The sequence below is a fragment of the Thioclava sediminum genome, assembly GCF_002020355.1.
Lineage (GTDB): Bacteria > Pseudomonadota > Alphaproteobacteria > Rhodobacterales > Rhodobacteraceae > Thioclava > Thioclava sediminum.
Genome location: NZ_MPZV01000005.1, coordinates 235,965 through 248,069 on the forward strand (window position 1 = coordinate 235,965; position 12,105 = coordinate 248,069).

Below are 12,105 nucleotides of genomic sequence, written 5' to 3' on the forward strand. Positions count from 1 at the left end.
TTCTTGCCTCCGGCGGGGATATTTGTACCAAGGCGAAGACAGGGTTCTGCTTTCGGCTTGGCGATAAATATCCCCCGCGGAGCGTCCTGCCCTCTCCGCCCGCGCGGGCGGCCCAGACTGGAGTGATCCGATGACCCCTAGCGAACAATCCGCATCCGCCCGCAAGATCTGCGAACTGGCCCCGATCGTGCCGGTGATCGTGGTGAAGGATGTGGCCCATGCCGCCCCTCTGGCCAAGGCGCTCGTCGCGGGCGGCCTGCCTGCGCTGGAAGTGACGCTGCGCACGCCCTGCGCGCTCGACGCGATCCGCGCGATGGCCGATGTCGAAGGCGGCGTGGTCGGCGCGGGCACGCTGCTGACCCCGGCCGATGTGAAAGCCGCGAAAGCCGCGGGCGCGAAATTCGGCGTCTCGCCCGGCGCGACCGAAACGCTGGTGAAAGCCTGCGAGGACGAGGGCCTGCCGCTTCTGCCCGGTGCCGCCACCGCGTCGGAAGTGATGAAGCTTCTCGAGATGGGTTACGACGTGCTGAAGTTTTTCCCGGCGGAAGCTTCGGGCGGCGCGCCTGCGCTGAAGGCCATCGGAGCGCCGATCCCGCAGGTCAGCTTCTGCCCGACGGGCGGCGTCAGCATTAAAAACGCCAACGATTACCTGAGCCTGCCGAACGTACTTTGCGCGGGCGGCTCCTGGGTCGCACCCGATGCGATGGTGCAATCGGGCGACTGGGCCGGGATCGAAGCGCTTGCGCGCGAGGCGGCGGCGCTGCCGCGCTAACCACCCTGCTAGGGACGACGCGCCCGCCAGCCGCCGCGCCGCATCGGCGGGCCGCTTTCGCGGGTCAGACCTTCTTCGAGCACCCGGGTCATCGGGTGCTCGGGCGGCGCTTCATACGCCGCGAGCACGGTGCGCATCGCTTCACTCGCGTCCATCCCCGGCCCGAGGCTCAACGCCCAATCCATGAAGATCGAGCGGCACTCTTCCGTGCTGATCCCGTCGATCTTGAAGCTCTCGCGGATCAATCCTTTCGGGTCCGCCTCGCTCAATTCCATCAGTTTGCGCGCCATTCAGCCCTCCAGAGCCCTGTCCACGATGGCGGCCGTCTCGGTCGTGACCTCGTTCAGACGCGCCGCCAGAGCATCGAGATCATCCAGCCCCGTCTCGCGCAACAGGAAAGCGCGACCGCCCTCTCCGATCGCCGCCATATCCAGACGTTTTTCGTTCAGCAAGCGCCCGCCTGCCTGCAGTCGCCAAAGGAAGCGATAGGCGGTGGCGAGCTGCTCGCCCTCCTCGCGCGTCACGAACCCGCCACGCGGTCCTGCGCGTAGCTGCGCCTCGACCTTGCGCGCCGGAACGCCTGCACGAAGCGCGAAGCTTTGCGCCAGAAGCTCGATATCCTGCAGCCGGCCGGGGCCGACCTTCGCCTCCCAATCGCCATCGGGGGCCTTGGCCGCGAAGATCCGGGTGCGCATTTGCGCCAGCTCGTGGAGCACCGCGTCTCCGCCGCCTTTCGCCTCCAGAACCTTCAGGCGGATCGCCTCGACCCGGTCGGCCAGATCGGCACATCCCGCGACGGGCCGCGCCCGGGTCAGCGCCAGATGCTCCCAGGTCCAGGCCTCTTCCATCTGGTAGCTCTCGAAGCTTTGCACGGAGGTCGCGACGGGCCCTTGTCGCCCCGAAGGCCGCAACCGCATATCGACCTCGTAAAGCATCCCCTCCGGCATCGGCGCGCTGAGCGCGGTGATCAGGGCCTGCGTGAGCTTCGCGTAGTAAGCCCTTGAGGCGATGGGCTTCTTGCCTTCGGAAAACTCCTGCCCGTCCGCATCGTAGATCACGATCAGATCGAGATCGGACTGCGCGTTCAGGCGCTCTGCGCCGAGGCTGCCCATTCCCAGAACCACCGCGCCCTTGCCGGGGCACGGCCCGTAGCGGCGCGCGAATTCGCCCTGCACGATCGGCCAGAGCGCGCCGAGAACCGCGCCCGCCACATCGGCATATTGGCCCGCGGCCTCTGACGCATCAACGAGGCCGCGCAGATGATGCACGCCGACGCGGAACTTCCATTCCTTGGCCCAACGCCGCGCCGCGATCAACGCGGCCTCGTAGTCGCCCGCCCGCTCCAGCAGCCGCGCAAGATCGGCCTCAAGGGCTGGCTTGCCCGGCCATGGCGCGAAGAACGAGCCACCCAGAACCGCGTCCAGCACCCCGGCATTGCGCGACAGGTAGCTCGCCAGCCCCGGCGCCGTAGCGCAGATATCGACGATCAGATCGACGAGTTGCGGATTGGCCTCGAAGAGAGAGAACAACTGCACCCCGGCGGGCAGCCCCTTGAGGAAGCCGTCGAACTGCGTCAGCGCCTCCTCCATATTCGCCGCGCGGCGCATCCGGTCGAGAAGTTCCGGCTCCAGCCGCTTGAAGATCGCGCGCGCCCGTTCGGATCGCAGCGCCGGATAGCCCGTCCAGCCCTCGACGATCTCGCGCGCGGCTTCGCTCAGGTCGGGGCGCTCGGCGGCGGCATCGGGGGCGAAGAAATCATTCGTCAGCCCTTCGACCCGCTCCAGCCGGTCGCGCAGCCGGTCGCGCCAGCGCGCCACGTCCCCCTCGCCCATCATCGCGGCGATCCGCGCGAGCCCCTCTTCGTTGCCGGGCAGAATCTGGGTCTGGGCGTCGCCCACCATCTGCAGACGGTGCTCGATCTCGCGATGCTCGCGGTAGTGATCGATCAACTCCTCCGCCACATCCTCGGGCACCCAAGTCTTCGCCGCGAGCGCGCGCAGCCCGCCCACGGTGGTCCGGTCGCGTAGGCTCTCGTCGCGCCCGCCTGCGATCAATTGCCGGGTCTGGGTGAAGAACTCGATCTCGCGGATGCCGCCCTGGCCGAGCTTGATATTGTGACCCGCCACTTCGATCGGGCCATGCAGCCCCTTATGCTCGCGGATGCGCAGGCGCATGTCGTGGGCGTCCTGAATCGCCGCGAAATCGAGGTGCTTGCGCCAGACGAAAGGCCGCAGCCGTTCGAGGAATTGCTCGCCCGCGGCGATATCTCCTGCACAGGGACGCGCCTTGATATAGGCCGCGCGCTCCCATGTCCGGCCCTCGGCCTCGTAATAAAGCTCGGCCGCGCCCATTGAGATACAGACCGGCGTGACGGCGGCATCGGGGCGCAGCCGCAGATCGGTGCGGAACACATAGCCCTCGGCGGTGCGGTCGTTGAGCATCGCCGCCATCTTGCGCGTGGCCCGGATCAGCGCGCTGCGCGCCTCCATCGCATCGTCTGGATCGTAGCGGCTTTCATCGAAGAGGCAGATCAGGTCGATATCGGAGGAGTAGTTCAGCTCCCGCGCGCCCATCTTGCCCATCGCGAGCGCGACCATCCCGGCGGCACTATCTATATCATCGTTGGTCGCCCCGGGGATTTTGCCGCGGCGGATTTCCTCGGCCACCAGCCGCTTCATCGCCAGATCGACCGCAATATCGGCAAGCCGGGTCAAGGCGCCGGTCACTTCTTCGAGACACCAGACACCGCCCAGATCGGCAAGCCCGGCCAACAACGCGACGCGACGCTTCGCCCGACGCAGCTCTGACGGCAGATCGGCGAGGCTGACGGGTGTGATCCGCGCGAACTCTTCGGCCAGTGCGGCTTCGGGATTGCCCGAAATCGCGGGACGCAGCCACTCGGCCTCTTTCTCCATCAGGCCCTTGAGATAAGGGCTGCACCCTGCCGTCCCCCCGAGCAACTCGCGCAACTCCGGCGCGAGATCGGAGAACAGCTCTTCGGCTTCGGCGGCGCGGTCGCGCTCGAAAGGCAGGGGAGAACGGGTGAGACGCGAGGCAAACGGCATGGCGCCATGCTTACGCCGCCGAGCGAGCCGGTCAATGGGGATTGCTGTCGCGCGACATCTGGCCATAACTACACCCACCCGGCGTGCCAGCGCCCGACTTCAGATCCTCCGGAGCCTCGCCATGAGCAAATCCCTCAAACGCGTCCGTGCCGCCCTCGAAGCCGCAGATGCGAAATTCGAGATCACCGAGCCGGGCGAGGCCCGCACCGCCGAGATGGCCGCAGAGGCGGTAGGCTGCGAGGTCGACCAGATTGCCAAATCTATCATCTTTCGCGGCGAAGACAGCGGCCATGTCGTGCTGTTCATCACCGCAGGCGGCAACCGGGTGAGCGCGGAGAAGGCAAACGCCGTCGCGGGCCAGCCCTTGGGCAAGGCCGATGCGGCGCTGATCCGGGCGGAGACGGGCTTCGCGATCGGTGGCGTCGCGCCCCTTGGCCATGTCGGCCCGGTGACGGCCTTCCTCGATCCGCGGCTGTTAGATTTCGACACCGTTTGGGCTGCGGCAGGCACGCCACGCCATGTTTTCGCTATCGCCCCGGCCGATCTGGAGCGGATCAGCGGTGCGAAACAAGCCGATTTCACCGAATAAAACCACGCGAATCCGGTGATTTGCGAGAAAAATGTAAAAATCATTTACATACCCCCTTGCGAGAACCGCCCTGACTTCCGATCTTGGGTATGTGAAAGGAATTCACATGCTCAACCCGGAGGTTCAAATGTCCGCCTATTCCACCAACTCCATGCCCGTCGCGGTTGGTAACTGGTTTACCCGCGCCGTTAACTGGATGGATGGGAACGGCCCCGGCGCCTGGATCGCGCTGATGGTGGCCGGTTTCATTTTCGCAGGCCCCCTCGGCCTCGTCATTCTCGCTTTCATCCTGTTCACCGGCCGCTTCGGGCGTCGCTGGCGCACGGGTCAGGCGGTTCAAAAACGCAGCTTCGGTTGCTCCGGCGTCGGAGGCGTCCATGTCTCGCGTTCGACCGGCAACGCGGCGTTCGACGCCTACAAGGCCGACACGCTCGACCGACTGCAGCGCGAACAGCAGGAATTCGAAGAGTTCCTCGGTCGTCTGCGCGAAGCCCGCGACAAGGCAGAGTTCGACCAGTACATGGAAGAGCGCGCCAAGGAAGCGGCTCAGTCGGAGGACACCTCCGAGGACGCGAAAGCCTAACCATATAGACAGGTCGCAATGCGATTTCGGCGCCCCGGTTGACGTAACCGGGGCGCTTTCTATGTCATCAACATGAAACACTTGGCGGGTGCGCGCTCCTTTGCTAGCCTGCCGCGACCCCTCCCCGACGAGGCTACTAATGCGCCATTCGCTTCCGCTTGCACCGCAGTTCTACGTAACCGCGCCGCAGCCCTGCCCCTATCTGGACGGCAGGTCGGAGCGGAAATTGTTCACCGCACTGCAGGGGGAGTCGGCCGAGAAGCTGAACAATGCGCTGTCGCGGCAAGGCTTCCGGCGCTCGCAGAATGTGCTCTATCGGCCCTCCTGCGCAGATTGCACCGCCTGCCTGTCGGCCCGCATCCGGGTCGCCGATTTCAAACTGTCGAAATCGCAGCGCCGGGTTCTGAAGAAGAACGGCGACCTTAAGCGTACCGCGACTTCGCCCTGGGCGACGGAAGAGCAATTCGCACTGTTCCGCCGCTATCTCGATGCGCGCCACGCCGATGGCGGCATGGCTGACATGGACATCTTCGAATTCGCCGCGATGATCGAGGAGACGCCCGTGAAGTCGCGCGTGATCGAATATCGCGAGACCGCCGCCACGCCAGACAGCATGCGCGCCCTGATCGCGACCTGCCTGACCGATGTGCTCGATGACGGGCTGTCGATGGTCTATTCCTTCTACGAGCCCGAGCGGATCCGCGACTCCCTCGGCACCTACCTGATCCTCGACCATGTCGAGATCGCGCAACGCGTGGGCCTGCCCTACGTCTATCTGGGCTATTGGGTGCCCGGCTCGCCGAAGATGAACTACAAAGCGAACTTCTCCGCTCTCGAGATCTACAAGGGCGGGCAATGGACCGACCTCGGCGATCCGGCCACGCACGAGACCGAGACTCATCCGCTTTCCGTGCCGCCCATCGCGGAACAGGTCGCCCGGATTCAACTCCCCGACACACGCAATAGTTGAGCAACACCCAGCTACGGACGTCACTCTCGCAGGCAATTGCTCAACCGTTCGGCAGACACCATCTGTCAACTCATTTTTTCAAAACTATTCCGTGACTTCCGACGATTACGGGCCCGTGAACTCTGGACACTCCCGGCCCGTGGTGAAACGGTCCCGACAGACCCGCCGCGGAGGACACGAGGCGGGCGGCGAGGACCGGCCTCGCACAACGGAGCAATAATGGGAGGATCCTAAATGGACCGTCGTTCCTTTCTGACGAAAGCCGCGCTGGGTAGCGCGGCCGCGAGCACGCTGGCAGCCCCCGCGATCGCACAAAGCAACCCGCAAATCACCTGGCGTCTCGCCTCGTCTTTCCCGAAGTCGCTCGACACGATCTATGGCGGCGCGGAAGTGATGTCGAAGATGGTCGAGGAAGCCTCGGACGGTAACTTCAAGATTCAGGTCTTCGCGGCTGGCGAGATCGTCCCCGGCCTTCAGGTCGCCGACGCGGTGATGAACGGCACGGTCGAAGCCTGCCACACCGTCGGCTACTATTTCTGGGGCAAAGACCCGACCTGGGCGCTCGGCGCAGCGGTGCCCTTCTCGCTCAACGCACGCGGCATGAACGCGTGGCACTACCACGGCGGCGGCATCGAGCTCTATAACGAGTTCCTCGGCAAGCAGGGCCTCTATGGTCTGCCGGGCGGCAACACCGGCGCACAGATGGGCGGCTGGTTCCGTAAGGAGATCTCGACGGTCGAAGACCTCAAGGGCCTCAAGATGCGTGTCGGCGGTTTCGCGGGCAAGGTGATGGAAAAGCTCGGCCTCGTGCCGCAGCAGATCGCCGGCGGCGACATCTACCCGGCGCTCGAAAAAGGCACGATCGACGCGACCGAATGGGTCGGCCCCTATGACGACGAGAAGCTCGGCTTCTACAAAGTCGCGCCCTACTACTACTACCCCGGCTGGTGGGAAGGTGGCCCGACGGTCCACTTCATGTTCTCGAAAGAGAAGATGGAAAGCCTGCCGAAACAGTACCAGCAGCTCCTGCACACCGCCTCGCAGGCGGCCGATGCGGACATGCTGCAGAAATACGACATGAAGAACCCCAAGGCGCTCAAGACGCTGGTCGCCAACGGCACCCAGCTGCGCGCTTTCTCCCCCGAGATCATGCAGGCCTGCTTCAAGGCAGCCAACGAGGTCTATTCGGAGATGGAAGCGAACAACGCCGAATTCGCGAAGATCTGGGGTTCGATCAAGGACTTCCGCAAGGACTGGTTCACCTGGGAACAGCTGGCCGAGTTCAACTACGACTACTTCATGATGAGCGAAGCCAACAAAGGCGAGCTGTAAGCCGCCCAAACTGGTCAAGCCAGATAACCGAAGCCCCGGCGCCCTGCGCGTCGGGGCTTTTTCTATGCCCTGACGACCGAAGATACCCAACGGATATTCTGCGCCTGCATTGCCACACTGCAGCAAGCTTTCGAAACTGTGACCATATGCGACATAAAATTACTTGCAGGTCGGTTTACACGCGGAACCGGTCAAGTATTGTGACCACAATGCCCACGCCGGAGGGAACGCTAATAATGGAGCGGTGTGGTCAGAAAAATTGACAGACATCCACGACTTGGGAGGAAACCATATGGATCGTCGTTCTTTCCTGCGCAAAGGTGCGCTTGGCGGGGCAGCCGCAGCTGCAGGTAGCGCGCTCGCCGCACCGGCTATTGCGCAAGAAACCCCTACTGTGACGTGGCGCATGACCTCGTCTTTCCCGAAATCGCTCGACACGATCTACGGCGCCGCCGAGACGATGGCGAATTACGTCAAGGGCATGACCGACGGGAAATTCAACATTCAGGTCTTCGCGGCGGGCGAAATCGTCCCCGGCCTGCAGGCGATGGACTCGGTGTCGAACGGCACCGTCGAGGCCTGCCACACCGCCTCCTACTACTACTGGGGTAAAGATCCGACCTTCGCCTTCGCGACCGCAGTGCCGTTTGGCCTGAACATGCGCATGCAGAACGCCTGGTTCTACTATGGCGGCGGCAACGACCTGATGAACGAGTTCTATTCGAACTACAACATCACGGCCTTCCCGTGCGGCAATACCGGTGCCCAGATGGGCGGCTGGTTCCGTAAGGAAATCAACACCGTCGAAGACATGAAGGGCGTGAAAATGCGCATCGGTGGCTTCGGCGGCAAGGTCGTCGAGAAGCTCGGTGTGGTGCCGCAGCAGATCGCGGGTGGCGACATCTACCCGTCGCTCGAAAAAGGCACGATCGACGCCACTGAATGGGTCGGCCCGTACGATGACGAGAAGCTCGGCTTCTACAAGGTCGCGCCCTATTACTACTATCCCGGCTGGTGGGAAGGTGGCGCCTGTCTGCACGCCATGTTCAACAAGAACGCCTATGACCAACTGCCCGAGGCCTACAAGATCGCGCTGACGGCGGCGACGCAGGCGGCGAACTCGGACATGATGGCGTCCTATGACTACAAGAACCCGAGCGCGCTGAAGAAGCTGCTGGGCCAAGGCGCGCAGCTGCGTCCGTTCAGCCAGGAAATCCTCGAAGCCTGCTTCAATGCGGCCAACGAGGTCTATGCCGAGATCAACAGCTCGAACGCAGCGTTCAAGAAGATCTACGACAGCCAGTTCGGCTTCCGCAACGATGCCTATGGCTGGTGGCAGCTGTCGGAGTTCAACTCTGACTACTTCATGATGCGTCAGCAGGCTGCGGGCAACCTCAAGCTCTGAGCTGCGTCTCGTATGAATTGAGAAGGCCCCGGGGTTCGCGCCCCGGGGCCTTTTCTCTTGGTCTGGTCACAAAACTCACTTCGTCGTGGCCGCGCCAACCGTGGCACCGGCCACCGCACCAACCGGACCTGCAACCACGAGGCCGCCGACACCGCCGGTGGCTGCACGTTCGGTCGCGTTGTCACCACATGCCGCGAGCGAAACCAGCAGGCCGCCCGCCATCAAGATCGTCGCAATTCGCATCTTCTCGTCCTTTCGATAGCAGCCGCAATGCGCGGCTTCCTCAAGGACAAGACGCCGAAACGCCCGCTGCGGTTCCCAAGTACCGCGAATAGCTGGTCGTCAATTCTTGCGGGTCACTACGCCGAGCCCGGCTCCGACAACCGCTCCGACAGGTCCCGCCACCACGAGACCGGCCACGCCGCCCGTCGCCGCGCGCTGCTCCTTGGTCTCGCCGCAGCCCGCCAGCGCAAGCAACGAAACCCCGACAATAACGAAAAGAGGATACCGCATCCCTCGCCCTCCACTCTCTCTCTATAAAAAAGGGGCGGCCCCTGAAGGCCGCCCCGATCTTTCATTTTCCGGTCGTTCAGTTGCTGCCCGGTGTGGGAAGCGGAGGCAGCCCGCCCGGAGCCGCGCTTCCCGAGCTCGAGCCCGACCCGCCAGAGGTCGAGCCCCCCAGAGGCGCCAGCGACGGCAGGCCACCGAGGCCGCCCCCATCGCCCATGCCCGGCATCTGCGGCAGCTTGATCTCGACATCCTTCAGATCCACCTGCGGCCCCTTGTAGTGCATCACCATGGCCGGGAAGGCGATCACGATGGCAATCATCGCAACCTGGATGAACACGAAGGGAATGGCGCCCCAGTAGATCTGCGAGGTCTTCACCGGCTCCATCTTCTTGCCGGTGACCTTGTCGATATAGGGCACCTTGGCCGCGACCGAGCGCAGGTAGAACAACGCGAAGCCGAATGGCGGGTGCATGAACGAGGTCTGCATGTTCACGCCCAGGATCACCCCGAACCAGATCAGGTCGATCCCCAGCGCCTGCGCGGCAGGCGCCAGAAGCGGCACGATGATGAAGGCCAGCTCGAAGAAATCGAGGAAGAAGGCGAGGAAGAACACCAGGAACGACACCACGATCAGGAAGCCCAATTGGCCACCCGGAAGCGAGGTCAGCAGATGCTCGACCCAGACCTGCCCGTTCACCCCGTAGAAGGTGAGCGAGAAGACCCGCGCGCCCAGCAGGATGAACAGCACGAAGGCCGACAGGCGCGTCGTCGCCGCCAGCGCGTCACGCACGACGGGGAAGGTCAGACGCTTCTTCACCGCCGACAGCACCAGCGCGCCGACCGCGCCCATTGCGCCGCCTTCGGTGGGCGTCGCGACGCCGAGGAAGATCGTGCCCAGCACGAGGAAGATCAGCGCCAGCGGCGGGATCAGCACGATCACCACCTGCTGGGCCAGACGGCTCATCAGGTTGGTTTTCAGCGCCTTGTCCAGCAACGCCACGATATAGATCGCGATCACGGCCACACCGGCTGCGAGGATCTCGGAGTTGTTGACGCTCGACCCGCTCGCCTCGAAATACTTCTCGGCGAAGATGAAGATCGCGACGGCACCGGCCAGCGCCACCAAAAGCGACATCACGCCAGAGCCCAGCGTGCGCGCCTCTTTCGGCAGAGCGGGCATCGACTTCGGCTTGATGATCGACATCACGAGCACATAGCCGAGGTAGATGCCGGTCAGCACCATACCGGGGATCAGCGCGCCCTTGTACATGTCGCCCACCGAAACGCCCAGCTGGTCAGCCAGAACGATCAGCACGAGCGACGGCGGGATGATCTGCGCCAGTGTCCCTGACGCCGCAATGACACCTGTGGCCACCTTCCGATCATAGCCATAGCGCAACATGATCGGCAGCGAGATCAGGCCCATCGCGATCACCGAGGCCGCAACGACGCCTGTGGTCGCCGCCAGAAGCGCGCCCACGATGATCACCGCATAGGCGAGACCGCCGCGCACCGGGCCGAACAGCTGACCGATCGTGTCGAGGAGATCTTCGGCCATGCCCGATTTTTCGAGCACGATGCCCATGAATGTGAAGAATGGAATCGCAAGTAAGGTCTCGTTCGACAAGACCCCGTAGAACCGTTGCGGCATCGCATTCAACAACGGCCAGTCAAGATTGATCGTCCCGCCGGAGTAACCCGACAGTTCAACGCCGATGACGAAGAACAAAAGACCGTTGGCCGCAAGCGCGAAGGCCGCGGGATAGCCGATCAGCAGGAAGATGATCAGCGAGACGAACATGATCGGGGCCATGTTCTGAGCGATAAGCTCGAGCATTACAGACCCTCCTCTTCGGCGATGGGATCATGGCCGTGATGGCCCGCGCTGTCGGCATGGGGATCCTCGATCAACCCACGCATCACGCCGATCTTCTTGATGATCTCGGACACGCCTTGGAAGAACAGCTGCCAGAAGCCGATCAGCAGCAGAAGCTTGGCCGGCCACAGGATCAGACCGCCCGAGTTCGTCGACATCTCGCCCGAGCGGATCGAGATCATCACGAAGGGCGTCAGCTTGAACAGCATCAGCAGAACGAACGGCATCAGGAAGAAGATATGCCCGAGCAGATCGATCCAGTGCTGCACCTTCCGCGAGAACGCACCATAGATGATGTCGATGCGGATATGCTCGTTTTGCTTGAGCGTGTAAGCGGCAGCGCCCAGAAACGCCGCGCCGAAAAGATACCATTGCAGTTCCAGCCAAGCGTTCGACGACATGTCGAAGGCTTTGCGTACAATGGCGTTGGTCGCACTCACGAGGACCGACACCAGAATAAGCCACGACACCGCCTTGCCGATGGTCTCGTTTATCCGGTCGATCGCGCGTGAAAGGGCCAGCAAAGCGCCCATCTCACTTCCTCCCTAAATTTGTCCCGAAAGCCTGCGCGAGGCTTTGCCCGTGATTGGCCGAGTGGGGGAGAAAGGTCAAGCAATTAAGGCTCCATCTGGTCTGTTCACTTGACCAGATCGGCCTTAAAGCCCCGCCTCTGAGCCCGATATCGCGACTGACCAAGCGTCAACGAGATCAATTCACCGCGACTGCCCCCGCGGCACCCGGCTCGGGAGCCCCTTCCGGTTTCTCAAAGTTGCGACTCGCAGGTCGCGGCGCGCAATAATCGGGAAGGAAATTCCGCCGCCCGCGACATTTTATTCAGCGTTTGGGCATTGACGCCCCCAACGCCCGATCCTAATGTCCGCGCAAAGCAGTCCGAAAGGGATCCGCAATGGATGCGATTCTTCTTGTCGTCGTAGGAGCCAAGCGCATGGGCCGGTAACGGTACAACCATGAAGGTTCCCATGCGCCCCCGCCTCAAAGCCGG

13 protein-coding genes are annotated in these 12,105 nt (G+C 63.3%); 6 read left to right on the forward strand and 7 right to left on the reverse strand.

Annotated features, from left to right (window positions below):
* Positions 1–130 precede the first annotated feature (130 nt).
* Positions 131–772: a bifunctional 4-hydroxy-2-oxoglutarate aldolase/2-dehydro-3-deoxy-phosphogluconate aldolase gene (gene eda, locus BMI91_RS18765; RefSeq protein WP_078606232.1), complete on the forward strand. Its 642-nt coding sequence runs from the start codon at positions 131–133 to the stop codon at positions 770–772.
* A gap of 8 nt (positions 773–780) precedes the next feature.
* Here eda and BMI91_RS18770 read toward each other — a convergent pair whose 3' ends face one another.
* Both BMI91_RS18770 and BMI91_RS18775 read right to left on the reverse strand, forming a co-directional pair.
* Positions 781–1,047: a hypothetical protein gene (locus BMI91_RS18770; protein WP_078606311.1), complete on the reverse strand. Its 267-nt coding sequence runs from the start codon at positions 1,045–1,047 to the stop codon at positions 781–783.
* 15 nt (positions 1,048–1,062) lie between these two features.
* Positions 1,063–3,837 carry a [protein-PII] uridylyltransferase family protein gene (locus BMI91_RS18775; protein ID WP_078606233.1) on the reverse strand — a complete coding sequence of 925 codons (2,775 nt, stop codon included), beginning with the start codon at positions 3,835–3,837 and terminating at the stop codon, positions 1,063–1,065.
* A 121-nt stretch (positions 3,838–3,958) separates the two neighbouring features.
* Here BMI91_RS18775 and BMI91_RS18780 point away from each other — a divergent pair, with 121 nt between their 5' ends.
* The 5 genes from BMI91_RS18780 to BMI91_RS18800 all read left to right on the forward strand — a co-directional run bounded on the left by BMI91_RS18780 (position 3,959) and on the right by BMI91_RS18800 (position 8,716).
* Entirely contained in the window at positions 3,959–4,426 is a 468-nt protein-coding gene (locus BMI91_RS18780) for a YbaK/EbsC family protein (RefSeq protein WP_078606234.1), read from the forward strand.
* Between the two features lie 127 nt (positions 4,427–4,553).
* On the forward strand, positions 4,554–5,009 hold the full coding sequence (locus tag BMI91_RS18785; RefSeq protein ID WP_078520098.1) for a DUF2852 domain-containing protein: 456 nt from the start codon (positions 4,554–4,556) through the stop codon (positions 5,007–5,009).
* Positions 5,010–5,148: 139 nt separating this feature from the next.
* Positions 5,149–5,979 carry an arginyltransferase gene (locus BMI91_RS18790; protein ID WP_078520099.1) on the forward strand — a complete coding sequence of 277 codons (831 nt, stop codon included), beginning with the start codon at positions 5,149–5,151 and terminating at the stop codon, positions 5,977–5,979.
* A gap of 234 nt (positions 5,980–6,213) precedes the next feature.
* Positions 6,214–7,311, forward strand: a complete 1,098-nt coding sequence (locus BMI91_RS18795; RefSeq protein WP_078520100.1) for a TRAP transporter substrate-binding protein — start codon at positions 6,214–6,216, stop codon at positions 7,309–7,311.
* Positions 7,312–7,603: 292 nt separating this feature from the next.
* Positions 7,604–8,716 carry a TRAP transporter substrate-binding protein gene (locus tag BMI91_RS18800; RefSeq protein ID WP_078606235.1) on the forward strand — a complete coding sequence of 371 codons (1,113 nt, stop codon included), beginning with the start codon at positions 7,604–7,606 and terminating at the stop codon, positions 8,714–8,716.
* Between the two features lie 75 nt (positions 8,717–8,791).
* Here BMI91_RS18800 and BMI91_RS20105 read toward each other — a convergent pair whose 3' ends face one another.
* The 5 genes from BMI91_RS20105 to BMI91_RS19920 all read right to left on the reverse strand — a co-directional run bounded on the left by BMI91_RS20105 (position 8,792) and on the right by BMI91_RS19920 (position 12,084).
* The gene (locus BMI91_RS20105) at positions 8,792–8,959 is read right to left on the reverse strand and encodes a hypothetical protein (protein WP_158522199.1); all 168 of its coding nucleotides are present in this window, start codon (positions 8,957–8,959) and stop codon (positions 8,792–8,794) included.
* Positions 8,960–9,058: 99 nt separating this feature from the next.
* Complete coding sequence (locus BMI91_RS20155; RefSeq protein WP_098411498.1) at positions 9,059–9,229, reverse strand: hypothetical protein; 171 nt, start codon at positions 9,227–9,229, stop codon at positions 9,059–9,061.
* 76 nt (positions 9,230–9,305) lie between these two features.
* Entirely contained in the window at positions 9,306–11,063 is a 1,758-nt protein-coding gene (locus BMI91_RS18805; protein ID WP_078606236.1) for a TRAP transporter large permease, read from the reverse strand.
* Positions 11,063–11,635, reverse strand: a complete 573-nt coding sequence (locus BMI91_RS18810) for a TRAP transporter small permease subunit (RefSeq protein WP_078606237.1) — start codon at positions 11,633–11,635, stop codon at positions 11,063–11,065. The genes BMI91_RS18805 and BMI91_RS18810 overlap by 1 nt, the downstream gene beginning before the upstream one ends.
* Before the next feature lie 230 nt (positions 11,636–11,865).
* Positions 11,866–12,084, reverse strand: coding sequence for a hypothetical protein (locus BMI91_RS19920; RefSeq protein WP_134330847.1), 219 nt, complete (start codon positions 12,082–12,084; stop codon positions 11,866–11,868).
* Positions 12,085–12,105: the final 21 nt, after the last annotated feature.